Annotated in this window: 23 protein-coding genes and 2 pseudogenes; 11 read left to right on the top strand and 14 right to left on the bottom strand. The window is 37.9% G+C overall.

What is annotated here, in order from left to right:
* Window positions 1-225 precede the first annotated feature (225 nt).
* Both yihI and ABW51_RS08290 read left to right on the top strand, forming a co-directional pair.
* Window positions 226-786 carry a Der GTPase-activating protein YihI gene (yihI, locus tag ABW51_RS08295; RefSeq protein WP_053466367.1) on the top strand — a complete coding sequence of 187 codons (561 nt, stop codon included), beginning with the start codon at window positions 226-228 and terminating at the stop codon, window positions 784-786.
* Window positions 787-789: 3 nt separating this feature from the next.
* On the top strand, window positions 790-1230 hold the full coding sequence (locus tag ABW51_RS08290) for a DUF2489 domain-containing protein (RefSeq protein WP_053466366.1): 441 nt from the start codon (window positions 790-792) through the stop codon (window positions 1228-1230).
* Between the two features lie 65 nt (window positions 1231-1295).
* On the opposite strand, the gene ABW51_RS08285 is transcribed toward ABW51_RS08290, so the two are convergent.
* From ABW51_RS08285 to lptM, 3 genes are all read right to left on the bottom strand, one after another.
* Window positions 1296-1922 carry a response regulator gene (locus ABW51_RS08285; RefSeq protein WP_053466365.1) on the bottom strand — a complete coding sequence of 209 codons (627 nt, stop codon included), beginning with the start codon at window positions 1920-1922 and terminating at the stop codon, window positions 1296-1298.
* 199 nt (window positions 1923-2121) lie between these two features.
* Window positions 2122-3369: a diaminopimelate decarboxylase gene (lysA, locus tag ABW51_RS08280; protein WP_053466364.1), complete on the bottom strand. Its 1248-nt coding sequence runs from the start codon at window positions 3367-3369 to the stop codon at window positions 2122-2124.
* Between the two features lie 43 nt (window positions 3370-3412).
* Window positions 3413-3529, bottom strand: coding sequence for an LPS translocon maturation chaperone LptM (gene lptM, locus ABW51_RS10380; RefSeq protein ID WP_005639040.1), 117 nt, complete (start codon window positions 3527-3529; stop codon window positions 3413-3415).
* Window positions 3530-3626: 97 nt separating this feature from the next.
* Here lptM and cyaY point away from each other — a divergent pair, with 97 nt between their 5' ends.
* Together cyaY and recQ are read left to right on the top strand one after the other, a co-directional pair.
* The gene (gene cyaY, locus ABW51_RS08275; protein WP_005635590.1) at window positions 3627-3932 is read left to right on the top strand and encodes an iron donor protein CyaY; all 306 of its coding nucleotides are present in this window, start codon (window positions 3627-3629) and stop codon (window positions 3930-3932) included.
* 1 nt (window position 3933) lies between these two features.
* A complete protein-coding gene (recQ, locus tag ABW51_RS08270) occupies window positions 3934-5781 on the top strand; it encodes a DNA helicase RecQ (RefSeq protein ID WP_053466363.1) in 1848 nt (615 codons plus the stop codon).
* A 129-nt stretch (window positions 5782-5910) separates the two neighbouring features.
* On the opposite strand, the gene ABW51_RS08265 is transcribed toward recQ, so the two are convergent.
* The gene (locus tag ABW51_RS08265; RefSeq protein WP_032825020.1) at window positions 5911-6669 is read right to left on the bottom strand and encodes a glycosyltransferase family 32 protein; all 759 of its coding nucleotides are present in this window, start codon (window positions 6667-6669) and stop codon (window positions 5911-5913) included.
* Window positions 6670-7010: 341 nt separating this feature from the next.
* Between ABW51_RS08265 and proS the strand changes: the two genes are divergently transcribed.
* The 4 genes and pseudogenes from proS to ABW51_RS10375 form a co-directional block, all read left to right on the top strand.
* Window positions 7011-8726, top strand: a complete 1716-nt coding sequence (gene proS / locus ABW51_RS08260; RefSeq protein WP_053466362.1) for a proline--tRNA ligase — start codon at window positions 7011-7013, stop codon at window positions 8724-8726.
* A 57-nt stretch (window positions 8727-8783) separates the two neighbouring features.
* Window positions 8784-9416, top strand: coding sequence for a hypothetical protein (locus ABW51_RS08255; protein ID WP_053466361.1), 633 nt, complete (start codon window positions 8784-8786; stop codon window positions 9414-9416).
* 2 nt (window positions 9417-9418) lie between these two features.
* Window positions 9419-10111, top strand: coding sequence for a hypothetical protein (locus ABW51_RS08250; RefSeq protein ID WP_231625716.1), 693 nt, complete (start codon window positions 9419-9421; stop codon window positions 10109-10111).
* A gap of 146 nt (window positions 10112-10257) precedes the next feature.
* Window positions 10258-10429: pseudogene (locus ABW51_RS10375) on the top strand (IS5/IS1182 family transposase); the annotation flags it as partial.
* Window positions 10430-10488: 59 nt separating this feature from the next.
* On the opposite strand, the gene lptD reads toward ABW51_RS10375, so the two are convergent.
* From lptD to ABW51_RS08230, 4 genes are all read right to left on the bottom strand, one after another.
* Entirely contained in the window at window positions 10489-12834 is a 2346-nt protein-coding gene (lptD, locus tag ABW51_RS08245) for an LPS assembly protein LptD (protein ID WP_053466359.1), read from the bottom strand.
* A gap of 162 nt (window positions 12835-12996) precedes the next feature.
* On the bottom strand, window positions 12997-13464 hold the full coding sequence (locus ABW51_RS08240; protein WP_053466358.1) for a hypothetical protein: 468 nt from the start codon (window positions 13462-13464) through the stop codon (window positions 12997-12999).
* A gap of 64 nt (window positions 13465-13528) precedes the next feature.
* Window positions 13529-14938, bottom strand: coding sequence for a multicopper oxidase domain-containing protein (locus tag ABW51_RS08235; RefSeq protein ID WP_053466357.1), 1410 nt, complete (start codon window positions 14936-14938; stop codon window positions 13529-13531).
* Window position 14939: 1 nt separating this feature from the next.
* The gene (locus tag ABW51_RS08230) at window positions 14940-15662 is read right to left on the bottom strand and encodes a 1-acylglycerol-3-phosphate O-acyltransferase (protein WP_053466356.1); all 723 of its coding nucleotides are present in this window, start codon (window positions 15660-15662) and stop codon (window positions 14940-14942) included.
* Between the two features lie 85 nt (window positions 15663-15747).
* Here ABW51_RS08230 and lpxH point away from each other — a divergent pair, with 85 nt between their 5' ends.
* On the top strand, window positions 15748-16461 hold the full coding sequence (gene lpxH / locus ABW51_RS08225; protein ID WP_053466355.1) for a UDP-2,3-diacylglucosamine diphosphatase: 714 nt from the start codon (window positions 15748-15750) through the stop codon (window positions 16459-16461).
* Between the two features lie 32 nt (window positions 16462-16493).
* On the opposite strand, the gene ABW51_RS08220 is transcribed toward lpxH, so the two are convergent.
* The 4 genes from ABW51_RS08220 to ABW51_RS08205 all read right to left on the bottom strand — a co-directional run bounded on the left by ABW51_RS08220 (window position 16494) and on the right by ABW51_RS08205 (window position 21746).
* Window positions 16494-17309: a shikimate 5-dehydrogenase gene (locus ABW51_RS08220; protein ID WP_053466354.1), complete on the bottom strand. Its 816-nt coding sequence runs from the start codon at window positions 17307-17309 to the stop codon at window positions 16494-16496.
* Window positions 17310-17318: 9 nt separating this feature from the next.
* Window positions 17319-18122 (bottom strand): serine O-acetyltransferase, encoded by an 804-nt coding sequence (gene cysE / locus ABW51_RS08215; RefSeq protein WP_053466353.1) that lies wholly within the window; start codon window positions 18120-18122, stop codon window positions 17319-17321.
* 11 nt (window positions 18123-18133) lie between these two features.
* Entirely contained in the window at window positions 18134-19141 is a 1008-nt protein-coding gene (gene gpsA / locus ABW51_RS08210; RefSeq protein ID WP_053466352.1) for an NAD(P)H-dependent glycerol-3-phosphate dehydrogenase, read from the bottom strand.
* 73 nt (window positions 19142-19214) lie between these two features.
* Window positions 19215-21746, bottom strand: coding sequence for a class I adenylate cyclase (locus ABW51_RS08205; protein WP_053466351.1), 2532 nt, complete (start codon window positions 21744-21746; stop codon window positions 19215-19217).
* Window positions 21747-22111: 365 nt separating this feature from the next.
* Here ABW51_RS08205 and ABW51_RS08200 point away from each other — a divergent pair, with 365 nt between their 5' ends.
* Window positions 22112-23356, top strand: coding sequence for a uroporphyrinogen-III C-methyltransferase (locus ABW51_RS08200; RefSeq protein ID WP_053466350.1), 1245 nt, complete (start codon window positions 22112-22114; stop codon window positions 23354-23356).
* Between the two features lie 9 nt (window positions 23357-23365).
* Window positions 23366-24652 carry a heme biosynthesis protein HemY gene (locus ABW51_RS08195; protein WP_053466349.1) on the top strand — a complete coding sequence of 429 codons (1287 nt, stop codon included), beginning with the start codon at window positions 23366-23368 and terminating at the stop codon, window positions 24650-24652.
* 64 nt (window positions 24653-24716) lie between these two features.
* Here the strand turns inward: ABW51_RS08195 and psiE are convergent, their stop codons facing one another.
* Together psiE and ABW51_RS10165 are read right to left on the bottom strand one after the other, a co-directional pair.
* Entirely contained in the window at window positions 24717-25136 is a 420-nt protein-coding gene (gene psiE / locus ABW51_RS08190; protein ID WP_053466348.1) for a phosphate-starvation-inducible protein PsiE, read from the bottom strand.
* A gap of 95 nt (window positions 25137-25231) precedes the next feature.
* Window positions 25232-25477 (bottom strand): annotated as a pseudogene (locus ABW51_RS10165) (transposase); the annotation flags it as partial.
* Window positions 25478-25490: the final 13 nt, after the last annotated feature.

The following is a 25490-nucleotide window of genomic DNA, read 5'->3' as shown; positions in this document are numbered from 1 at the left end:
GCCGATGGTAGTGTGGGGCATCCCCATGTGAGAGTAGGGCACCGCCAGGTTACCAAATACATATCTAAATTAAGTAAAAACAGAAGAACCCCAGTTGAAGGACTGGGGTTTTTGTTTTTTGGAAGTTTATACTTTAGCAAAATAAGTATAGATAAAGTTTGTATTTATTAGTGAGAAAAAAACACACTAGTGATACAATCCACAAAATTTTAAGAAAGGTACCCTATGGCTCGTAAGAAAAAAACACGTCGAATTACCGATATTATGCCAATTCGAAAAGCAGATAAAAAAATAGATATAACAAAGGCGCGCTCTGGTAAAAAGCTTACACGTTATGAATTGGACGCTAAAGCTCGTGAAGATAAGAAAAAACGTAAGCATAAAGGTTTGGCTTCTGGATCTCGTCATAGTGCGGTTGAAGAAAAAGCGAATAAACTTCAAAATGAAATTAAAGATCCAAAAATTGGTAGTAAGAAAAAGATACCGTTGGTTGTTGAATTTATTAATAAACCTGAAAAAGGTCAATTAATTCCTGTAATAAAACAGGTGAAAAAACAAGATCCAATGAAAGAGCTTGAAAATCTGGAAAATAATGAAATTCTTAATGAATTATTGGATGCGTTAGATGCAGGTAAAGCTATTAGTAAAGCAGATCAACAATTTGTAGATGAATGCTTAGATCGAATTTCTGAATTAATGGAAGAACTTGGCATTGAAGACGAAGATGAAAGTGAAGATGATTTATACCGCACTTTCGAGCGTATTGATATTAACCAATTTAGATAAGTTATGATTTGGCTATTTATTGTAGTTGCATTTTTCTTGGTGATTGGATTGAGTTTATATGCAATATATTTATTAAAACAGTTAAAAATACAAAAGGAATTGATTACTAAAGCCAAGCATGAGCGCACTATACGATTAAAAGAAAGCATTGATATTATTGCTCGAGCAATGCAATCTGGGGAATGTAATACTTCAGAGGGGGTGATCCGTCTTACAATGCTATTAATGCCTTTTGGTAAGAATTTATCTACTTATCCTGCGATGGCTAACTTATATGAAGTTGTGCGTGATATGCCTACACATGATGCTCGTAAATTGCTTGATAAAAGAGAAAGAATGCGTCTCGATTTAGATCGAGAAAGTGCAGAAGTACAGTTTGAACAAGATATTAAAAAAGAATTGTATATACTATTAGAAGATATTAAATCTATTGAGTTAATTTAAATATTATAATTTTAAAGAAAAATGCGCTAAGCCTCTCCTAGCGCATTTTTTTATGATTATTTTCTTTAACGATTTTGTTCAAAAAATAACACGGTTGCGGCAACACGAGAATGTACATTTAATTTGCGTAATAAATTACGGATATGTACTTTCACGGTTTCTTCTGAAATAAACAGTTGTGTTGCAATTTGTTTATTTGATAGACCTGTCGCAATTTGACGAAGTACACCCATTTCACGATCTGTTAGGCTGTCTAATGGATTTTCTTCATGAGTGCGTTCTAACAATAAATTTTTAATAGAATCACTCAGAATAACTTCACCTTGTGCAATGCGCTTTATTTGGTCTAGCAAAGTATCTGGTTCCGTATCCTTTAGCAAGTAACCATCTGCACCTGCATCAATCAGAGTATAAATATCATTTTTTGCATCAGACACTGTTAAAATTAAGATTCGTGCATCAACGCCTTCTGCGCGTAATCCTTTGAGCGTATCTAACCCAGAAAGTCCTTTCATGTTGAGATCTAAAATGATCACATCAGGTGATGTTTGTAATGCCACAGAAATCCCTTCTGTGCCGCTGCCTACGTCAGCCACCACTTCAAAGTTATCGTCTAATTCTACAAGTTGTTTAATGCCACGACGCATTAATGGATGGTCGTCAATCAATAAAACTTTTAGTTTTTCTTGCATAATTTCCCCTTTAGTGGTTAGAAGTCCACTTTAAATTGGACGCGTTATTCTATAAAGAATTTAATAGAGTGCCAATCTAGAACTGATAAAAATTTGATTCATCTCATAAAGTTACTGTTTTTGAGATAGAATTAATAGAGAGAAAAAGAGCGGTAGAAAAATAAGTTATTTTTTTATCGCTCTTTTAAGATAAGAAATATTAAATGGTTGATTCTAATGCCCAAAGGTCCTGTAAGGTTTCTCGACGACGAATTAAATAGGATTGCTCGCCATCTACTAACACTTCTGCAGTGCGTGGTCTAGAATTATAGTTTGATGACATACTTGCTCCATAGGCTCCTGCCGAGCATTGAGCAATATAATCACCTTCAGCAATAGACAGTTCCCGCTGTTTGCCTAAGAAATCAGATGTTTCACAAACTGGACCCACGACATCATAAATCGCTTTTTCTCGTACTAAAGTGCGGTCAATTTCTACGATGTTCATATAAGCCTCATACAATGCAGGGCGGATCATATCGTTCATTCCTGTGTCGGTAATCGCGAAATTACGACTTTCATTATTTTTTAGGTATTGTACTTTTGCTACTAAAATTCCCGCATTGGCAGAAATTGCTCTGCCTGGTTCAAGAATAATTTCAAGTTCAGGATAATCTTTTAGTTTTTCTAATAATGCATTTGCGTAATCGCTTGGATGCGGAGGCGTTTCGTCTGTATAAGTCACGCCTAAACCACCGCCCAGATCGAGATGTTTTAATGTAATTCCATCCTCTTTTAATTGTTCCATTAGGACAATTAAGCGATCTGTTGCATCTAAGAATGGTTGTAATTCAGTGAGCTGTGAGCCTATGTGGCAATCCATCCCTGTTATTTTTATGTTTGGCAGCGTTGAGGCTAATTTATATACCTCTCGAGCTTCATTTACGCTTACTCCAAATTTATTTTCTTTTAATCCTGTTGAGATATAAGGGTGCGTATGCGCATCAACATCTGGGTTCACACGTAAAGAAATAGGTGCAATTTTACCCATTTCCCCCGCGATTTGGTTAATATGTTTGAGTTCAGAAACTGATTCTACATTAAAACAACGAATCTCGACTTCTAATGCGCGCATAATTTCTTCTCGGGATTTAGCAACGCCCGAAAAGACTACTTTTGATGCATCGCCACCCGCTGCAAGTACACGCTCAAGTTCGCCTTGCGAGACAATATCGAAACCTGAACCTAGTTTTGCCATGATATTTAATACGCCGATATTCGAGCAAGATTTTACTGCAAAGCAAATTAAGTGAGGGCGCTTACCGAAGGCTGAGTCAAAAGCATGCCAATGGCGTTCAAGTGTTGCGCGAGAATATACATAAAGAGGTGTACCGAATTGTTCAGCAAGTTGTTGAACCGGAATATCTTCAGCATAAAGCTTATTATTTTTATATTGGAAGAAATTCATGTTGTGTTCCTGTTTTTTTGGGGGATTGTAATTGGATAATCGCTTATTTGGTTTGTTGTGCTTGTTCTTTTTCTGGGAAATATAAAGGACCTTTTACGCCGCATCCCGTTGCTACAATGCAAATTGCACTAAGCACTAAAATTGATAGTAGTTTTTTCATTTTTCTCTCTCTTACTTATCGGTAAATCCGCCTTTCACAAGCTTAAGAAAGGCTTTATAATTTGTCGCATTCTATCAGATTTAAACGGGAACATTTTATGAATATTGCAGAATTTCACCAAAATATTGAACAAGTTTGGCAAAAAATTGAAGAAGAATTAGAAGCGCAAGGTGCGGATGTAGATTGTGAAACGCAAGGTTCGGTATTTACAATCACCTTTGATAATCGCACACAAATAGTTATTAACAAGCAAGAACCATTACTTGAGCTTTGGATTGCGAGTAAATTAGGTGGTTTTCATTTTGCTTTTAAAAATGGCGACTGGGTTTCTAATGACGGAAAACGTTTTTGGGATTGTTTAGTCGAAGCTTGTGCTGCGCATGGCGAGAACGTGCAGTTCTAAGATGCTTGATTCTCATTTATCACCAAAAATAATAGAAAAACCAACCGCACTTTCTGTTTTGAAATCGGTTTTCGGTTATCAATCTTTCCGTAAAGGGCAGGAAGAAGTCATCAATGCCGCTTTAAATGGACAAGATGCCTTGGTGGTAATGGCAACGGGGAATGGAAAATCGCTTTGTTACCAAATTCCCGCACTTTGTTTTGAGGGTTTAACGTTAGTGATTTCTCCGTTGATTTCCTTGATGAAAGATCAAGTGGATCAGCTTCAAGCTAATGGAATTGAGGCGGATTTTCTTAATTCTAGTCAGACTTTAGAACAGCAGCAACAAGTACAAAATAAGCTTATTTCTGGGCAACTTAAACTGCTTTATGTGTCGCCAGAAAAAGTGATGACTAATAGTTTCTTTCAACTTATTTCTTATAGTAAAGTCAGCTTTATTGCGATTGATGAAGCGCATTGCATTTCTCAATGGGGGCATGATTTTCGCCTTGAGTATACCCAGCTTGGTGGTTTAAAAGCTAGTTTCCCTCATGCGCCGATTATGGCGCTCACCGCGACAGCTGATTATGCAACTCGCCAAGATATTTTGACTCACCTTAATCTGAAAAATCCGCATAAATATATTGGTAGTTTTGATCGACCAAACATTCGTTATACCCTAGAAGAAAAATATAAACCTATGGAGCAACTGACACGTTTTGTGTTGGCTCAAAAGGGTAAGAGTGGGATTATTTATTGCAACAGCAGAAATAAGGTTGAGCGAATTGCGGAAAGTTTACGCAATAAAGGTATCTCTGCTGCTGCTTATCATGCGGGAATGGAAACGGCAATTCGTGAACGTGTGCAACAGGATTTTCAGCGTGATAATGTTCAAGTGGTGGTCGCAACCATTGCTTTTGGAATGGGGATTAATAAATCTAATGTGCGCTTTGTTGCCCATTTTGATTTACCACGTAGCATTGAATCTTATTATCAAGAAACAGGTCGAGCAGGACGTGATGATTTACCTGCAGAGGCCGTTTTGTTTTATGAGCCAGCAGATTACGCTTGGTTACAAAAAATGCTTTTAGAAAAGCTAGAAACGCCACAGCGTCAGATTGAGCAGCATAAATTAGAAGCTATAGGTGAATTTGCGGAAAGCCAGACTTGTCGCCGTTTAGTTCTTCTCAATTATTTTGGTGAGCATCGACAAACACCATGCAATAACTGTGATATTTGCCTTGATCCTCCTAAAAAATATGATGGATTAGTCGATGCGCAAAAAGTAATGTCTACTATTTATCGAGTGGGGCAATGTTTCGGTGCTCATTATGTGATAGCGGTGTTGCGTGGAATGCACAATCAGAAAATTATTGAACGCCAGCACGATAAACTTTCAGTGTATGGTATCGGAAAAGATAAAAGTAAAGAGCATTGGCAGTCTGTCATTCGTCAGCTTATTCATTTGGGGTTTGTTCAACAGGTTATTAGTGAATTAAATCCAACGTTGCAACTTACAGAAAGTGCAAAAGCGATTCTGAAAGGTAAAGAACCATTAGAACTGGCAATGCCTCGTATTTCTGCAATCAGTAAGATTGCCCATAATCCACAGCGTCAAGGTGTTGCAAATTACGATAAGGATTTATTTGCACGCTTGCGTTTCTTACGCAAACAAATTGCCGATAAAGAAAATATTCCGCCGTACATTGTCTTTAATGATGCGACGTTGCAAGAAATGGCACAATATATGCCAACGAACAATATTGAAATGTTACAAATTAATGGCGTGGGTTCAATTAAATTAGAACGCTTTGGGCAGCCTTTTATTAAACTTATTCAAGAACATAAGGCAATTTTGGCGAAGGGGTAGAATAATAGTAGCAAATTGTATTTGTTTATTTTATTAAGTTAAATTTATTTATCCGAGAAAAAGATAATAAACCAGATAACAACTTAAAATGACCACTTAAAAGCAAAAAGCGAGCAAACCTTTCTATCACTATTTCAACAGATCCTCACTTTTTTTGTAAATCCACTTACTGTGTGGCTTGTCGATATATTGGAAGTATTCGTTGGTAAATGTGCCTTGAGCGCACGTGACTTTATCCCGACGAGTATTTATCATTTTAGGGTTAATTACTGTATTTAATGTTTCAGGGCCTGTCATTGCAAAAACGCCTCCGTCTATACGGCGGTTTTCGATATTCTCTACAATTAAATCTAGTGTGGCTTTCATAATTGGGTGTCCCGCTTCGCACGCAAGGAAGAAGTTGGTATATTTATCGTGACGTTTGATCAGCACTTCTGAATCTTGCTCGGTAATAATTTGTGAGAGTGGGAAAACCAAATGTCCGTCGATGTCAATGTAAATTCCACCTTCACGCCAGAGAATAAATACACGCCAGAAATCCGCTTGCGCAGCACCGTCAGTAAGTTGGTTGTAAGCGTTAAAAACGTGTGGCTCAGCGTAGGCTTTAATGTATTCCTCACGCTCTTCTGTGCTGACATAGCGGTAATCGTAGCTCAAAGACATTAAGCGGTTAAACAAATAGTTGCAATACATTGGCAGAGTTACTTTATTTGAATAATTGGTTTGCCAAATGGTACGGTTGATTTTATCTTGGCGATTTGTACTTAACTTTGCAGAGCTGAATTCGGGGATAGTAAAACGTTTTTTGGGAAAAAGGGCGTGAAATGGATAACTCAGGATTTTTACAATGTTTCCCAGTAAACGGAAAAGACCGTTGCATAGGACAATAAAATTTTTATATTTGACTGACTGACTGACTGACTGACTGACTGACTGACTGACTGACTGACTGACACATTATTACCTCTGAATTTACTATCCAGTTAGAAGAAATAAAAAGTATTTCCTAAAGAAAATAGATATAATTTGTTTACACTTTCCAAATCGTATTAAATCATATCACTTTACCAAAATCTATATAGATCCTAACTTAATTTATTCAAGAACATAAGGCAATTTTGGCGAAGGGGTAAAATAATGACTAAGTGTTAAAAGTGCGGTTAAAAAACACCGCACTTTTTGTTATACTTGCGCCAATTTTTTCAGTTCTTAGAATCTAAGGTTAAACAATGCGTACAAGTCAATATTTATTCTCCACCCTTAAAGAAACACCAAATGATGCTCAGGTAGTAAGCCACCAATTAATGTTGCGTGCAGGTATGATTCGCCCAATGGCATCAGGTTTATATAACTGGTTACCGACGGGTATTCGTGTATTGAAAAAAGTAGAAAAGATTATTCGAGAAGAGATGAACAAAGGTGGTGCCATTGAGGTATTAATGCCAGTTGTGCAACCTGCGGAATTATGGGAAGAGTCTGGTCGTTGGGATCAATATGGCCCTGAGCTCCTTCGTTTTGAAGACCGCGGAAACCGTAACTTTGTACTTGGGCCAACTCACGAAGAAGTGATTACTGATTTAATACGCCGAGAAGTTTCTTCATATAAACAACTTCCACTTAACTTATATCAAATTCAAACGAAATTCCGTGATGAAGTACGCCCTCGTTTTGGTGTAATGCGTTCGCGTGAATTTATTATGAAAGATGCGTACTCTTTCCATACTACCCAAGAAAGTTTGCAAGCAACCTATGATGTGATGTACCAAGTGTACAGTAACATTTTTAACCGTTTAGGCTTAGATTTCCGTGCGGTACAAGCGGATACTGGGTCTATTGGTGGTTCAGCTTCTCACGAATTCCAAGTGTTAGCTTCAAGCGGGGAAGATGATGTTGTATTCTCAACAGAATCGGATTTTGCCGCGAATATTGAGCTTGCTGAAGCAGTGGCCGTGGGCGAACGCCAAGCACCAACCGCAGAAATGACCTTGGTGGATACACCAAATGCGAAAACCATTACGGAGTTAGTAGAACAATTCAATCTGCCGATTGAAAAAACCGTGAAAACCTTAATTGTGAAAGGTGCTGACGAAAATCAACCGCTTGTTGCCTTGATTATTCGTGGCGATCACGAATTAAACGAAATCAAAGCACAAAAACACCCGTTAGTAGCAGATCCTCTTGAGTTTGCGGACGAAACTGAAATTAAAGCAAAAATTGGTGCGAGCGTGGGATCATTAGGCGCGCTAAATCTTAATATTCCTGCAATTATTGACCGCACTGTGGCGTTAATGTCTGATTTTAGTTGTGGCGCGAATATCGATGGAAAACATTACTTCAATGTGAACTGGGAACGCGATGTTGCAATGCCAGAAGTATTTGATTTACGTAATGTAGTGGAAGGTGACCCAAGTCCGGATGGTAAAGGCACTCTTCAAATCAAACGTGGTATTGAAGTAGGACATATTTTCCAACTGGGTAAAAAATACTCTGAAGCAATGAAAGCGACCGTGCAAGGCGAAGATGGTAAACCTCTTGTGATGACAATGGGTTGCTACGGTATCGGCGTAACTCGCGTGGTGGCTTCAGCCATTGAACAGCATCATGACGATCGCGGTATTATTTGGCCTTCAGATGAAATTGCTCCATTCACTGTGGCGATTGTACCAATGAATATGTACAAATCTGAAACCGTGCAAAAATACGCGGAAGAACTTTACCGCACTTTACAATCACAAGGCGTAGATGTGATTTTTGATGATCGTAAAGAACGCCCAGGCGTGATGTTCGCAGATATGGAACTTATCGGTGTACCGCATATGGTGGTAATCGGTGAGAAAAACCTAGAGAACGGTGAAATTGAATATAAGAACCGCCGTACTGGCGAAAAACAGATGATTGCGAAAGAGCAGTTGTTAGCGTTTTTGAAAGAAAATGTGAAGGCGTAATATATTTAACGGCTAGGCTTTGCCTAGTCGTTTTTTTATCCAAAAAAAGGGAGAAATATGAAAAATAGATGGAAAACACTGATGCTTGCAATGCTGCTTACAGGATGTGCAACAAAAGAAATCATCAATCCTCAAGAATATGACGCAACAAAACATGCCCGTATCCGAATCTTTAATATAGGAAAGGATGGAGAAATCAATGTAAAAATCATGGATTGTGAAAAAGATAAGAAAGGAATACATCTTCGCCCTACCGGATGGTTTGGCGGTGGGCAACATCGAATAGGTATGACTCAAACCGAGGACTCAGATATTGCCCAGAAGGAAAATTATACGTTTAGAGAATACGTCATTCCTACGGATAAAATAATCAATCTCACCCCATCGCATCAAATCAGTAAAGCTGTTTGCCGCGTTGCGGGAAAACCTTGCCAGACCGAAACAACACAATTATGTCAGTACGGTCCAATTGCGGGCTATGATACTATTCGAAAATTTCTGATAAAAACCATTACTTTGGGTGTTACCGATGGAGGAGAACGCCGAGATGATCGTGCATCATTTATCCCTAAAGCTGGGCATCAATATGAAATTAAGCCAATGGGGTGCTCAGTTGTTTTGAAAGATATTACTGAGGAAAACATCACAAACGTTTCACTTTCCCCATACTACAAATGTCCCACAAAATAACAATGAAAAAACTTTATCTTATTTTAATTTGCTTGCTCACGAGTTGCGTTATCCATATTAACAAGCCCATAAAAACCACAGAAAAAATTTATGCCTTTATGATTGAAAAAAATAAAATTTATCTGATAGGTGAGCAGTCGGACTATCTTTTACAAAATCAAGATGTTGAAGCAATGCAACATTTCTTGACTAGCCCTTATGCAAAACAAACACTCTTTTTTACAATGAAATTAGATAGCCTTGATAATGAGGTCACTGGCGAATACACCGTTTATTTAGACGAAAGCAAATATAGTAAAGAGGAAAAAGAGCAGTTGCAAAAGCAATATTGGTTTAATCCTATTAGCTATATTCATTCGGATTTCTTATCAGCAGTAAAACTTAGAAATCCGAACTGGACAGCTACTCAGCCAGCATTAAAACGGCAATACCGAGCATTTGGAAAGCGAATTCGCTTTAATAATAGAGATGAAATAATCAGTAAATTTTCAATGCCTGAACCAATCGAAATTTCTTTAGTGCGAAGAACATCACATAAAGAAGTTATAGCCGATGATATCGCTTTAGAACTGACAACTATAACGTTATTTACTCCTGTTTATGTAGCTTATACAACATTAACTACTGCATTTGTTGCACCCCTTGCAGTAACACAAGGTATTATTTATATTTTAAATAAACAATCTAAGAAGTAACTTACAAAAAACCGACCAATCGACCAGTTTTCTTTTTAATTTTGCAAATTATGTAAACACTACTTCAACGTCAATTAGGAAGGTAATGCGGCAATGTTAGCAATGTTCGACTTACTCAACCAAGATGTGGCGAAAATACGGGAAGAAAAAAGCCGTTAAAGAAGAGTGAGAAAGTGGCATATGTCAAAGACACCAAGGTCAGTAATACTGACCACTGACAGTGGTTATATGCTCCGAGATAACAAACCGAAAGGGTTCTTTTATCTTGACCATCGTACGGTCGATGGTCAGCACGGGATTATTTTAGATACCTTGGTCTGAGAGCGGCTAAATATAGCTGCTCTTTTTGTTGATTTAACGTTTATATTGAATCATATTTAATCCAAACTAAATGCTCGAATATAAGGAAGTTTTCCTTTTTCTAGCATTTCTTGAATACCGCTTTGATGGTCATTGGTGCCTAAACCTCTCAATTCTAAGGTTACGCCAATGCTATTATCGTAAACGACCTCATTATGCTTTTGATTTTGGTGGCTTGTGGCATAGCGTCTAGCACCGACACCAACCGCCCAACAACAGCTGTTATACTGGACGCCAATATATTGTTCTACTGGTTTTTGTAACGCGAGATCTTGATAATAGCGCCCTACTACAGCCCAATTATTCGCAATTTCCCAGCCTACAACTAATCCCACTTGTTGGATATCTTGTTGATATGCGTTAGCTGATTTACCCAAGTTTTGGTCAATATATTCTTGGTTAGCGTATCGATAATTTAACTGAATTAAATTATTTTTTTCAGGATTATATTCTAGTGATGTATTCGCTAATGATGTTGAATTGGTATAAGTATCAAATTGATAGCTACCACGCCAATGCCATTTATCACTCATTTTCCAATTAGATTCTAAGGCCCAAGCTGATGATGAAGTCGGGGTTTTATTTGCTGGGTTTTCATCAATACGAGAATTATTTAAATAATAAATTTGACCTGCTGATAAATTAAAGCGTTCTTCGCCACCAATATCATAAAAACGAGTTGTGCCACCCAAGGTAACTTGATTAGCCGATGAAATTCGGTCTAAACCACTATAACGTCGATCACGGAATAGCGAATAGTAATCTTGCTGTACTAATGCTGAATCGTAACCAAATCCTAAATACTCATTATTAAGTTTTGAACCAATATTGCTTTGATTTCGGTAAGGTCGATATAAATATTGCACGTGTGGTTCGAAGGTTTGTGTATAGTCTTTTAAAAACGTTGTATCGCGCGCTAATACGCTTTGTAAATCAACTTTAAATTGTGGAATAACTCGATTTACAGTTTTTTGTACGTCCTCTGCATTTTTTCCTGAACCTTTTTTCTGATCGTAGCGAGTCGCATAAAGTTTAGTTTCAATATTCAAACTGCCGTATTTATTTGACATTAAAGAATTTAGGCTAGGCTCTACGTGAAAACGCCATGCAGTTGGCATTAATTCACTGTCATTATCAAAACGAACAGCTTGTGAATGTAATTTGAAATTTAACCATCCATTAGCCAAATCATGTTTGTAATAATTGAAATCTAATTGTGGCATTGCACGATAAGGGCCGATGTCTACCTCATCGAAAATCTGGAACTGTCGTGCAGAAAGAGAAAAATTATAATTGGGTTGATAATAGGCTATGCGTGCATATTGGTTTGAATAACCATCGGTGCTACGTCCATAAATAGAATCAAAATCGTTGAAATAACGTTTATCGCTTACTCGGGTGTAATCAATATTTAAACGCCAATTTTGCAAAAAGCTGGAATTGTGATTCCAATAGAACAAATGGCGTTTTCGATTATTGCTAGAATATTCAGAGTAACGATCATTACTTAGATATTCTCCAGCTAACTTGCCTTCACCAATAAGGGTTAAATAACGAAACTCACCATTTGCTTGCCAACCACGGCGAGACATATATTTAGGAGTAAAAGTAAGATCGTAATTAGGTGCGATATTCCAATAAATGGGTTGTGCATACCAAAGACCATCTCGGCTAGATGTTCCCGCACTTGGAATCAATAAGCCAGAACGACGACGATCTCCAATGGGTAATTGTAAGTAAGGGGTATAAAAGACGGGAACACCATGCACTTTAAAACGAGCATGCCACATTTCAGCATATTCTTCTTTCACGTATTGACGAATTTCTGACGCATCTATAGCCCAAGCATTGTCACCTTGCAAACATGAAGTAAAGGTGGAGTTTTTCATTACTCGATAGTTATTACTTAATGTTATATCATCAGCCTTACCGCGACCTTGACGACCGACAAATTCATATTCTGAATTTGTTAAATTACCATCGTGACTATCTAAATTAAACTCCGCATCTTTACCCAACATATTGATTTGATTATCTTTATAATCAAAACCATTGCGGACATAAGCCATTCGCAAAGGCGTTGGCTGGTTTCCTGATTGTTTGACCTGCACGGATTGTGCTAACAAATGACGATTGCCTTGTTTCAAATCTACATTACCTTGATAGGTCGCATCATTTGGCTGATTAATTTCTGCATTATCCGCTTCAATATATACAGGCAGAGAATTCACATCACCCGTCACGACTTCACCGCTAAATTTTGGCACGCCCATTAAACATTGTTCATGCAAATCCGCCAAACTTTGTTGGCTATAAAGTGCGGTCAAAATAGCAAGTGAAATTAAAGTGTGTTTTTTATTCATCGTCTTATTTTAATTTGTCAGAAAATTGGTCAGATTATACTGGAAAAAGCTCAAGGCTAGTAATATTTTTCAATAAACTGTTGGTGGGGTGTATCTAATATTTTCTATAATTCTTCTTGTATAAAATTAAAAAACTCAGCAGAAGCCGAGTTTTTATTTTTCTTATTTTACTACGTTAAATGTCAACGGAGCATAAATAATCTCACCCACTTGAACTTGGATTGTATATTGGCCTCTAGGATCCTTTTCATCAAATTTCCAGCAATTTACTACCGTTTTACCTTGATTTAACACATTGCGAGTCATTGTAATTGTGTGAGTCTTTTTATCTTCAGAAACTTTAACTGCATTTGGATTTTCTGATACAGAAAAGGTTGTTTTTTCAGGCGATTTAAATACTTCGGTAACAGTAATTTGTTTAGCAAAATTACCATTAGCAACCCAGCAAAGTTGGTGTGCTTTAGCTGAACGAGAAATATCTTTTTTACCTAAATCCGTTGGCGTTTTCCCAGATATATCATAGGTTGAAAGGTAAAGTGTTGGTTGCGGTTCTTGCGGAACATCGGACGCGGCAAATACAGATGATGCTGCGCATAAAGAAATAATGGCTAATGTTAATGATTTTTTCATTACGATTCCCTCTTTAAATAAAGTATGAATGATTAAAATTCATGGTGTTTTAGGATAGTTAAAGTTATTGTACCATCAGTACGCCAATGCATCCCATATCTTCTAGCATTAAATTCGATACCCCAAATAAGAATGGGTAGTTGCCAGAAGATGCTTGATCAAATTTTACTAAAATTTGAGTTTTGTTTTTTACCCAAACTGTATCTTTCCAAGCTAATTCTTCTGCTTGGAATTGATGTTCTCCTTGGCTTTCCACCACAAATTGGGCACCTTGAATAGTAAATCCAACAGGTAAACTTGCATTTAAAATCCAGCGTTCAATTGTTCCTTTTCGAGCTATTACATCAACTTTGCGTGGGTCAAAACGTCTTTGGTTAATTAAGCCGTTTGTAACATCAATATTAAATTCTCGAGTTTGTGCAACGGCTTGCTGCAACATTGCTGGTGCATCCGTTTCGAAGGTTAGATTCGGTTGTTTGTTAAATGCGGATAGTTGTCCTTGAGCACGTAATTCAAGCACTGTGTTATCCGCCAGTTCATCGCTTGAGAACAACATATTTTTCATTTTGTCGTAAAAGCTACGTTTACTTCCGCTAATGAGAGATACGTTGTCAATTTCATTCATATTAACCAGTATTTCTGCGCGTTCTCCTGGCGATAGAACCAAAGATTTGACCGATTTAGCTTTTGGTAAGAAACCTAAATCTTGTGCAATAAGCAGCATTTCTTGATCATTATCCAAGCGTAAATCATAAGCACGAGCCAATGATGCATTGAGCAAACGTAAACGAATCCAACCCCGTGCGACATCTAAATATGGCGCTTCAATACCATTTACTAATAAGCGATTGCCTACAAAGTGCGGTTGATTTTGTTTGAATAATTGGAGACCATCATTATTAAATTCCATATCTTGTAAAATCAATGGAATGTCATCAACGCCGTATTTATTGGGAAGATTCGCTTTTAGGCTTTGCTCATCTTCAATCAACCACATTCCAGTTAAGCCACGATAGGTTTGATAGGCTGAATTGGCTAATGTAGCGGAACGATACCAACAGCTTGCTGCGGGTTGTTCAATAGGCACGATGGGCGCCCAAGATTCGCCTTTTTTGAGAACTCGAGCTGCCCCGCCAAACAGCTCGCCTGATGCTTGTAAACCTTGAATAGATAAAGCAACAGATTGTGGCAAATTGTTATGATAATTAAGTTTGGCAAAGCTGCCTGATTTGATTCTAATGGTCGGTCCAAGATAATTGCCGTTGAATCCCCATACCGTCACATTGTGTGAGCCATCTAACGGATAATTCATTTCCTGCATTGTTAATACAATCGGGCGACCGCGACGAACTTCAATTAGTGGCGGTACAACTAGTTTTTCACGGCTTGCCGCTAACAATGGTGCGGGCACAGCGGAAAGTGCGGTAGAAATCGCAGCTGTTTTTAATAATTGACGGCGGGAAAGGCGTGGCATTTTAGTTTCCTTTTGCTATCTCTTCATCAAGTTCGGAAATACGTTTTTCCATTAGATCATGACAATAAGCCGCAAGATCTCGAACATTGTCTTTGGTATAGCCTGAAACATCAATTGGCTCCATTATTTCGCAAATTACTTTGCCATTATCCCAGCGATTTAAATTAATTTTATTATGCGTGGTTGAGCAAACCACAGGAATAATCGGTACACCTGCTGAAATTGCCGCATGGAATGCACCAGTTTTAAAGGGTAGTAAACCACGCCCACGGCTACGAGTGCCTTCTGGGAACATCCAAATAGATAAATTATCTTCATTAATTCGTCGTGCAAGTTGCGACATCGTACTGTGTGCTTTTGTGCGGTTTTCTCTATCCAAGAAAATATTGCCCGTTACCCAATACAGAATGCCGAAGAAGGGGATCCAAATTAAACTTTTTTTACCCACACTTACTGTGCGAGGTTGCACCATATAAGAGATTGTCACCATATCATAATTGTTTTGGTGATTACCGATATAAATCGCGCGTCTAATCTGCTCTTGATTTTGAGGAACACGATGTTCTACTTTTAATCCAAAAAGTGGATATAAACGCCCAAACCAGCGTGCAACAATGCCTACGTTGCTTGGATTTTTAAAGCGGATAAAAGAATAAATCGTACCCAGTACACAAATTAGAATACAGCAGATTAATACGAGGAAAATTCGAAGTAGTTTTAACATGAGGATGCCCTATACAAAATTTCGTTAAAGTATAGCAAATTCAATATCAATATGTGCTAATCTAAACAAAAATCGTGGAATTTTTATGAAACATAGCTATTTTATTTCTGATTTGCATTTAAGTGAAAATCGGTCTGAATTGACCGCACTTTTTGTTGATTTTATGCAGAATCTTGCCCCACAGGCTGAACGGCTTTACATTTTAGGTGATCTTTTTGATTTTTGGATTGGTGATGATGAGCAATCCGCATTGATTCAACAAGTTAAAGATTTAATTAAATCGGTAAGCGAGCAAGGTGTGCAATGTTATTTTCAGCACGGCAACCGTGATTTCTTGATTGGCGAACGTTTTTCAAAAGAAACGGGAGCTCAGCTTTTACCTGATTATCAATTAATCACACTTTATGATAAAAAAATCTTACTTTGTCATGGTGATACGCTTTGTATTGATGATGAGGCTTACCAACAATTTCGTCGTAGAGTGCATCAAAAATGGTTGCAGCGTTTGTTTTTGTGCTTACCATTAAAAGTGCGGGTGAAAATTGCGGAGAAAATTCGAGCAAAGAGCAATCAAGATAAACAAGCTAAATCACAGGAAATTATGGATGTAAATCAAGCCTTTACGACAGAAAAAGTACAAGAATTTGGTGTGAGTTTATTAATTCACGGACACACACACCGTGAGGCGATTCATCAACAAGAAGGATTTACACGAATTGTATTAGGGGATTGGCGAAAAAATTACGCATCAATTTTAAAAATGGATGAAAGCGGAGAATTTGGTTTTATTAAAGATTAGAAGTGCGGTGAAAAATCACCGCACTTTTGATGTTAAGAGTTGGCTCGAGCAAAAGCTGCGGCTTCTTCTATTAATTCATCGCTTGGGCGTTGATGTGTATAAAGCTCAAACTGTTCTACAGCCTGAAGTACAATCACTTCTGAGCCAGAAATGGTTTGTTTTCCTTGTGCTTGAGCATAACGAATAAAAGGCGTTTCTGCAGGAATAGCCACTACATCAAAAGCAACACTAGCATTATCAATGAGTGCTTTTGGAAAGGCTAAATCCATCTCTTCCTTGCCACCTTTCATGCCGATTGGCGTAACATTAACTAAAATATCAGCCTTCTGATCTTCTAAAGAATCAATGTATTCATAGCCATAAAGTGCGGCTAGATATTGACCTGTTTTTACGTTGCGTGCGTAAATTTTTAATTTCTCAAAACCTGAATTTTTAAAGGCAGCCACAACGGCTTTTGCCATACCACCACTGCCATACACAATGACTTTAGCATTTTTATTTAAGTGATATTTTTCAATTAATTTTACGATGGCAATGTAATCAGTGTTATATGCACGCAAAAAGCCATCATCGTTCACGATAGTGTTTACGGATTCAATGGCTTGTGCTGACGGATGAATTTCATCTAAAAATTGCATACAAGCTTCTTTGAATGGCATTGAAACTGCACAACCACGAATGCCTAATGCGCGCACGCCTTTGATTGCGTGTTCAATATCTTGCGTGGTAAATGCTTTATAAATGAAATTTAATCCTAGCTTATCGTACAAGTAATTGTGAAAGGTGGTACCGAAATTGCCTGGACGACCAGATAAAGACATACAGAGTTGGGTATCTTTATTAATCATTTTATTTCCTTAAATATTCAAATTCATGCCATCATCAATGCCGATAAAATATTGGTTCATATCAAAAGCAGGTTTTGCCGCTTTATCTTGACTTACAATTCGAGCTGGCACACCCGCTGCTGTGGCATATTCAGGAACAGGGTTAAGCACAACAGAGTTTGCCCCAATTTTGGCGTATTTACCCACTTCAATATTACCGAGAATTTTTGCTCCCGCCCCAATCATGACACCCTCGCGTACTTTAGGATGACGATCGCCAGATTCTTTTCCTGTACCACCAAGCGTTACGCCTTGCAAAATTGAGACGTCATTTTCGATTACAGATGTTTCCCCTACAACAATTCCTGTTGCGTGATCGAACATAATACCGTGTCCAATTTTCGCCGCTGGATGAATATCTACATCGAAAGCCACGGAAATTTGGTTTTGTAAATAAAGGGCAAGGGATTTACGATTTTGATTCCATAAATAATGGGTGATTCGATAGCTTTGAATCGCATGGAAACCTTTTAAATAAAGCAATGGTGTAGACCATAATTCCACAGCAGGATCTCGCTGACGAACAGCTTGAATATCGCAAGCAGCACAATCAATGATCGATGGATTGGCTTGATAGGCTTCTTCAATAATTTCGCGAAGAGAAATGGCTGGCATAATTGGATTGGCTAATTTGTTCGCCAATAAATAACTTAGCGCACCACCCAGATTTTGATGCTTTAAAATTGTAGAGTGAAAAAAACTGGCAAGCATTGGTTCGTTTTCGGCAAGTTCTTTGGCTTCTTGGCGAATATGTTGCCACACATCTAATGTCATAATTTCTCCTTTTATTCGCCTTTACATTCTCGCCCTAAAAGGCTGATCGCTACATCTTGTGCGCTTTTGCCACAAAACAGCATTTGATAAATTTGTTCTGTAATCGGCATTTCCACACTTTGTCTTTGTGCAAGCAAATAGGCTTCTTTTGTATTATAAAAACCTTCCACGACTTGCCCGATATTTTCCATAGCCGTTTTGGCATCTAATCCTTCACCTAGCATTAATCCAAAACGTCGATTGCGCGATTGATTATCGGTGCAAGTTAGCACTAAATCGCCTAATCCAGACATTCCCATAAACGTATTGGGATTTGCACCGAGCGAGGTACCTAATCGGCTGATTTCCGCAATGCCACGCGTAATCAGTGCTGTACGAGCATTTGCGCCAAATCCCATACCATCTGAAATACCTGCGCCAATTGCGATCACATTTTTAATTGCACCACCAAGTTGAACGCCAATCATATCCGAATTTATATAGACTCGAAAATGTTTACTACAATGAATACGAGACTGAAATTCCTGCGCGAATTGCTCGTTATTGGAAGCGAGCGTAATGGCTGTTGGTAAACCTTGAGCTAATTCTTTTGCAAAAGTTGGACCTGAAAGTACAGCTAGTGGATATTGTGTTCCGAGTTGTTCTTCAACTACGGTTTGTAGTAAACGCCCTGTGTTACGTTCCAGACCTTTTGTTGCCCAAATTAATCGGTGGTGGGCTTTTAAGTGTGGTCTGATTTTTATAAGAATTTCACCGAAAGCATGGCTTGGTACCACGATTAAAATATCTTGAGAATATTCCATTGCTTGTGCTAGATTGCTTTCTAAATGAAGTTCCTCAGGAAAGATGACATCTGGTAAAAAACGATAATTTTGTCGTTCTCTCTGCATTTGTGCGATATGGGCGGGATTGTGCCCCCATAAATAAGTGGGAGAACCATTGCGAGAAAAGGTCATTGCCAGCGCAGTTCCATAAGATCCCGCACCTAGCACAGTGATTGGTGTTTGCGAAGTTGTCATATCCACAATTTATCTAGTGAAAGAGGAAATAAGTATAGATATCTTTCGGTGACCTATCAACCACAGGAAAATATTACTTATTCATTGGGCGGAATTTAAACGGCACAATGGATATGCCATTTTTTCCATTTTGTAGTTGATAAAATTGAGGGTAGTTAAAATTACGTTGAACGATATTATAAGGATTTTTATCGCCTTCCAGTTTAGCATTTTGATAAAGTTGATTAATCTCCCGCACTTTTTCATCTTTTTCACCATCGCAGCGGCGATAGATTTCGAGACGATTAGATTCATCTAAAATGTAAACATTGAAGCTGTCATCGGAATTATCTTCAAAAAAGAATTGTAGGAATCCTTCGCTTGCGAATGCATCCATTTCTGGCGGATAGCGACGACTTTCTTGGTTTGTCTCGCCATCTTCAATTGGTGTTTGTAAAACTTCGTCAAAATCCACCGCACTTTCAGTTTCATTACAGACAGATTCATTTCCGATTTCTTGTAAGCTAATCCCGCGATCTTCAAAAAATAATTGCCAGTTTTTACCAGCCACGCGTAAGCGTGATGTTTGGCAAGGTTGTTGAATATCACCTACTTGAATGCTAACGCATCGATTTACTAATCCCATCACTAATTGGCGTAAATCTTGGCGATAACGTTCACTATAACAATATACTTGGATGGAATCTGGGCGATTAACGCCACGATAAATTTTGTTAGAAAGCACTTTTAGTGCAAGCAAAATAGCATTTTGCCCTTCAAAATGGAGCGTTCGGATTTCGTTCCACACATTGCGATAAGTAAAATCGATACTGCCTACGAGGCTTTGTTCGAGCGATCCAAAACTAAATAAATCTCGCGATGAAATACCTGTTAATACTTCTTCTACTTTGGATGTTGGATCTACGGTAAGATTTATGGCAATAAACAAGTTACGAATTTCGCATTGATTCAATAAATCACTGTTTTTAGGTTGTTTAGCGATTGTGCTTGGAAAAGACTGACGCAAGTTACTGACAAAGCGTTGCAATGTGCTTATAGTCACATTCTTGCTAAAAATGGCAAGCCCTGTTTTTTCTGTGAGTAGATGATTAAAATATGCCCAAGAGACTAATTTATTGAGGCTTTCCCCGTATTCAATGACTCGTTCCTTGGAGAACATAATATGGTGCGTTGGTTGATTGATAAGGTACCAACCATCTTTAAAATGTTTATTGCCGCGAACTTCCACAAAAGTCAGGTGTGCTTCTGATAAATTGTGAGATATCTGTGTGTTGAATAAGGACACTTTGCCGGGAAGTTCTTCAAAAGCAGTATAAAGTTTACGAGAAAGAATGTTGATATCTTGTGGCACGACGCTCGAGTGAATGTGATGCTTTCGTGCAAATTCCACTAAATTACGATAGCTCAACATTAAAAATTTCATTATGTTATCGTGGTTTTCTTTTACCGCCTTAATTTTCCAAAATGGACGCTTATTGAGATGTTTTACCGTTTCTGCAGACCATCCCCATTCTTGTGCAAGGATTTCCATATAACGAATACGCCAATTATTAGTTTGGTAACGCGCAAAATCTTCCGTTGCTTTCACATAGAAACAACGGCGCACAAAATCCAAACGTTTAAATTCAGAAAGTGCGGTTAAATATTGGGTTACTTTTGCAAGAATGGCAATGTAAGGATCAAAATGGTGGTCAGGATTGGTATTGCCTGTAAGTAAATCTCGCTTAAAAGTGCGGGCAATTAAGCAAGTGTTTGGGTATTCTTTGGAATAGGCTTCTAACAACAAAATTTTGAGCACAGATTTATAAGGCGAATCAATCCCTTTATAAAGATGCCATAAACTGGCACCGAAATATTCGTTTGCAGAAAATTGCCCTAAACCGCCAAAATCTACCCAATCATTTGGATCAATTTCCCCTTCCGTAATTAAACGAGTGACCTCTTTTTCATAGTCTTTTTCATTTTCCACCCATAAATGCAACCAAAGTAAAGGTTTACCTGCCAAGCGTACGGCGGAGCGATAGAACTCATCAAGCAATAACATATATTGCGCAGAGCCACTATTTTCAATAGTCAGTGGGTCAGCATAATGTTCATTGCGGAAACGTTGTTGATCCATCAAATAAAAATTAATTTCCACATTAAATTGCATTGCCCATTCACTAATCCGTTTAGTTTTTTGGATAAGAAGAGCCTGTTCATCAGGAGTTAAGTCGTCTCGGACACAAATCCAAGTATCAAGATCTGAAGAAGAGGTTTGACTTATTGAGCCAAAGCTCCCCATTAAATAAACACCTAGAATTGGTGGTAAAACCTCGTGAAAATTTACCGCACTTTTGAGTGTTGAAGGCTTATGATCGGCATAGTGAATACTGTATTCATTGATGAGCCACTTTTTTTGATAATCAGATGCGAGGAAACTTGCAATGCCAGAAGGGGCGTGAATAACATAGCCTGGAAGTTGCGGATGGTTTAGGTGTAAAAGTAAAGGAACAACTGCTAAAACGTGTTGAAATGCATCGCCGGAACCTTGTAATGCACGCTCAAAACGGCGTTGATCCAAGGCGCTAACCCATTGTTTTGCTTGTGCTAGATTACATTCCACGTGGTGTCCCTACCAGAACAACGAAAATTGGCGAACAATTTACCACTTAGGGAGTATAAATGCAAAAAATTGTGATGCAAATCACAGTTTGTGAAGAATCGGAGACTTTAAATTATCAGAAAGCAAAATAAATGACTAAAAATCTTATTTTTAATGCGATTTCTCATATCTGAGGTGTTTCTTATATCAACAATCAAAATGACTTTTTAACCTAAGAGTGATAGGATAGCCAACAAATTTATTGCGTAAATGGCTTAATTTCGCTGATATGAGAATCTATATTTTTACCATTGGCGACTGCTCGGTATTTTTCTTATTAAAGCGAGTACATTAACTTATTCAATCTGACTTATTAAGGAATTGATATGGCAAAAGATCAAGATAACGATATCACTGAACAAGTTGGTGATACGCCAAAAGTTGTTGAAAAAACAGAAACGATACAGCCAGTTCCACAAACTATTGTGAAAAAAACGGGCACAGCATTGAGTTTATTGGCGATTCTCATTGCGCTAGGTGTTGGTGGGGCTGGTTATTATTTTGGTCAGCAACAAGTAGTTGAAATTCATCAAAAATTAACCGCACTTGAAAGCCAAAGTAGAGTGGCTGTTTCTGCCCCTGTGTCTGATAATAGTGGACAGGTTACACAATTAGAACAAGGCTTAAAAACCGCACAAGATAAAGTCGAGCAACTTGAGCAATTAGTTGAGAGCAAAACAGGCGAAATTGCTGCGTTACAATCTCAAGTAAAACAAGTTAGTCAACTTGTTGGTGCACAACAACCGAGTGACTGGTTATTTTCCGAAGCAGATTTCTTATTAAACAATGCCTTACGTAAACTTGTTTTAGATAACGATGTTGATACAGCTATTTCTTTATTAAAATTGGCTGATGAAACACTCGTTAAGGTAAACAATTCACAAGCGAATGCGATCCGTACTGCAATCAACCAAGATTTAAAACAACTTCTTTCACTTTCAAGCGTAGACCAAAATGCAGTAATGCAAAAACTTTCACAGCTTGCCAATACTGTGGATGAGTTACAAGCGTTGAATGTGAATTTTGATGAAACGCCAGAAAAGAGCGGTAAATTATCTGATGATATTGCAGATTGGCAGCAAAATGTAGAAAAGAGCGCAACTTCTTTCTTAAATCACTTCATTCGTATTTCGTCAAAACAAAGTGCGGATAAAAAAGAATTGCTTGCACCAAACCAAGATATTTATCTTCGTGAGAACATTCGTTTACGTTTACAACTTGCTATTATGGCTGTGCCACGTCAGCAAGATGAACTTTATAAACAATCTTTAGATGCAGTTGCTTCTTGGGTTCGTAGCTATTTTGATACGAGTGCAGAAGTGACGCAAAATTTCTTAAAATCAGTAGATGAGCTGGCTGATTCTTCTATTTATGTAGATGTGCCAGAGCAATTAAAAAGTTTGACCTTGCTTGATAAATATCTCAATCGTGCGCCGTTAGATGTTCAAAAGGTGGAAATTGAAGCGGATAAAGCCATTGAAACTATGCCTAAAGCTGAAGGTGCGGCAACAGAAGCACCTGCACCAGAAAAACAAGAATCTCAACCAGCAAAAGCTGAGTTACAAAAATAAGGATAGCCTATGTTTAGAGTGCTTTTTTTAATGCTAGCATTGCTTGCTGGGTTAGTTGCAGGGCCTTATCTTTCTGGTCAGCAAGGCTATGTTCGTATTGAAACAACAAATAATATCGTTGAAATGTCGATTACGACATTAGTGATTTTCTTCGTAATTGCTTTAGCGATTATTTATGGTTTGGAATGGATCGTAACGCGTTTTCTACGTTTAAGTCGCGGTTCTTATAATTGGTTTTCTAGCCGTAAACGTGTGAGAGCGCAGAAACAAACCCTTGAAGGTTTTATGAAGATGAATGAAGGGGATTACGCCAAAGCAGAAAAATTGATTGGTAAGAATGCCAAACATTCTGCTGAGCCTGTGTTAAACCTCATCAAAGCAGCTGAAGCAGCACAACAACGAGGTGATGAATTTAGCGCAAATCGCTATTTGATTGAAGCCACTGAATTAGCTGGTTCAGATAATTTGCTGGTGGAAATTGCCCGCACGCGTATCTTATTACAACAAAATAAATTGCCAGCAGCGCGCAGTTCTGTGGATAGCTTGTTAGAAATGGCTGGCCGCAATAAAGAAGTGTTAAAACTTGCAGTAGAAATTTATCTTCGTTCTAAAGCTTATCAAGCTCTCGATAAGATTCTAGATGGTGTTGAAAATAGTGGTTTATTCAGTGCTGAAGAGTTCAAAGATCTTCGTTCTCAAACAGAAAATGGTTTGCTTGATGAGAAAATGAATGAAGAAGGCGTAGATGGTTTACTTGAATGGTGGGATGCTCAGTCTCGTAGTCGTCGTAATAATATTGATCTCAAAGTTGGTTTAATTCAGCGTTTAATTGATTGTAATGATCATGAATCAGCATCAGAATTTACAGTTGAAGTATTGAAGAAAATTGGCGATAACACCAGCATTAGCAAAGAACTTTGTACTCAAATTACACGTTTACAACCTGAAGACAATAGTAAACTTCTCAAGCTAATCGAAAAACGCGCAAAACGCGCAGATGAAAAACAAAAATGCTGTATCAATCGTGCCTTAGGTTATTTATATGTTCGTAACAATGAATTTGCTAAAGCAGCAGACGTATTCAAAAACGTGATAGCTTGCCCTGAACAGTTAGAGCCAAATGATTTGATGATGGCATCTTATGTATTTGAACAAGCGGGTGATAAAGCATTAGCTGAGCAAGTTCGCCAAGAGAATTTGAAATCAGTGATGGCAATTCAAGATGTCGTCTCAGAAAGTGCGGAAGAAAAAATAGAAGAAAATTCAACCGCACTTTTAGAAAGCAAATCTGAGTAACTCAACTTAAAAGATAAAACGCACTTCAAATTGAAGTGCGTTTTTTGTTGCTTTGAATATAAAGCTATATATTTTTCAGTTTATTAGAATATAACACCAAACAAAGTGCGATCACCATAATCAAAATTGCACCTGCAAATAAGATGGTATCCACCGAGCTTTCATGATTAACAATGATTAAACGCAACATCGCGGTGATCCCGGCATAAATAAAATAGCGCAAAGGGAAGTGATAGCCACTTTTAAAATACTGCACAATCAAACCAATAAACCCGAAATATAAGAAAAACATTACTGCTTGTTCAGCCACGTTATAAGGCACCACAGCCGAAGTATTAAGCACCATCATTGCTAAAGTATAAGTGATTTTTCCAAGGGCAATGATGAGTACAATCGCCAACGCAATCAATGCCGTGCAAAGCACGATTTTTAATACACCAGTAATAATTCGTGGCAATTTTTCTAATTCTGGAGATTCTTCCATTTTTATTCCTTACAGCAAAAATTAAAGGTTCGTATTCTAATGCAAGATTGTAAAGTTGGTCAAAGTCATTTGGAAAAATAAAGCGTGACGGAATTAGAAAAGTCTATTGTTTTTAGGATTTCAATTTCTTTCTTTTTCATCTTTGGCTTCACTATTTTCGATGTTTAAAGGTTTGTATAAGGCGATTTTACGCCATCAAGCCCTCTTTCTCGAAATGCTTTTAGCCAATAAATGACGAGAGTGTGGGAAATTTGATGAAGTTTAGCCACCTCACGGATACCATAATCCTGTTCAGTGACGAGTTTGATAATTTTCAAACGAAATTGATAAGAGTAGGACATAATCTGCACCTCA

This window comes from Haemophilus sp. C1 (genome assembly GCF_001276515.1).
In the GTDB taxonomy this organism is placed as follows: Bacteria; Pseudomonadota; Gammaproteobacteria; order Enterobacterales; family Pasteurellaceae; genus Haemophilus.
The sequence above is the reverse complement of the archived record's forward strand: the minus strand, read 5'-3'. Positions and strand labels throughout refer to the sequence as shown.

Bases quoted from the DNA above. Each gene is read 5' to 3' on its own strand.
- ABW51_RS08290 (WP_053466366.1), top strand. From the start codon at position 790: ATGATTTGGCTATTTATTGTAGTTGCATTTTTCTTGGTGATTGGATTG.
- ABW51_RS08200 (WP_053466350.1), top strand. From the start codon at position 22,112: ATGGCAAAAGATCAAGATAACGATATCACTGAACAAGTTGGTGATACG.
- ABW51_RS08195 (WP_053466349.1), top strand. From the start codon at position 23,366: ATGTTTAGAGTGCTTTTTTTAATGCTAGCATTGCTTGCTGGGTTAGTT.
- recQ (WP_053466363.1), top strand. From the start codon at position 3,934: ATGCTTGATTCTCATTTATCACCAAAAATAATAGAAAAACCAACCGCA.
- lptM (WP_005639040.1), bottom strand. From the start codon at position 3,529: ATGAAAAAACTACTATCAATTTTAGTGCTTAGTGCAATTTGCATTGTA.
- cysE (WP_053466353.1), bottom strand. From the start codon at position 18,122: ATGACATTAGATGTGTGGCAACATATTCGCCAAGAAGCCAAAGAACTT.
- ABW51_RS08285 (WP_053466365.1), bottom strand. From the start codon at position 1,922: ATGCAAGAAAAACTAAAAGTTTTATTGATTGACGACCATCCATTAATG.
- lptD (WP_053466359.1), bottom strand. From the start codon at position 12,834: ATGAATAAAAAACACACTTTAATTTCACTTGCTATTTTGACCGCACTT.
- yihI (WP_053466367.1), top strand. From the start codon at position 226: ATGGCTCGTAAGAAAAAAACACGTCGAATTACCGATATTATGCCAATT.
- ABW51_RS08220 (WP_053466354.1), bottom strand. From the start codon at position 17,309: ATGATTAATAAAGATACCCAACTCTGTATGTCTTTATCTGGTCGTCCA.
- ABW51_RS08250 (WP_231625716.1), top strand. From the start codon at position 9,419: ATGAAAAAACTTTATCTTATTTTAATTTGCTTGCTCACGAGTTGCGTT.
- psiE (WP_053466348.1), bottom strand. From the start codon at position 25,136: ATGGAAGAATCTCCAGAATTAGAAAAATTGCCACGAATTATTACTGGT.
- ABW51_RS08240 (WP_053466358.1), bottom strand. From the start codon at position 13,464: ATGAAAAAATCATTAACATTAGCCATTATTTCTTTATGCGCAGCATCA.
- proS (WP_053466362.1), top strand. From the start codon at position 7,011: ATGCGTACAAGTCAATATTTATTCTCCACCCTTAAAGAAACACCAAAT.
- gpsA (WP_053466352.1), bottom strand. From the start codon at position 19,141: ATGACAACTTCGCAAACACCAATCACTGTGCTAGGTGCGGGATCTTAT.
- ABW51_RS08235 (WP_053466357.1), bottom strand. From the start codon at position 14,938: ATGCCACGCCTTTCCCGCCGTCAATTATTAAAAACAGCTGCGATTTCT.
- lpxH (WP_053466355.1), top strand. From the start codon at position 15,748: ATGAAACATAGCTATTTTATTTCTGATTTGCATTTAAGTGAAAATCGG.
- cyaY (WP_005635590.1), top strand. From the start codon at position 3,627: ATGAATATTGCAGAATTTCACCAAAATATTGAACAAGTTTGGCAAAAA.
- ABW51_RS08255 (WP_053466361.1), top strand. From the start codon at position 8,784: ATGAAAAATAGATGGAAAACACTGATGCTTGCAATGCTGCTTACAGGA.
- lysA (WP_053466364.1), bottom strand. From the start codon at position 3,369: ATGAATTTCTTCCAATATAAAAATAATAAGCTTTATGCTGAAGATATT.
- ABW51_RS08230 (WP_053466356.1), bottom strand. From the start codon at position 15,662: ATGTTAAAACTACTTCGAATTTTCCTCGTATTAATCTGCTGTATTCTA.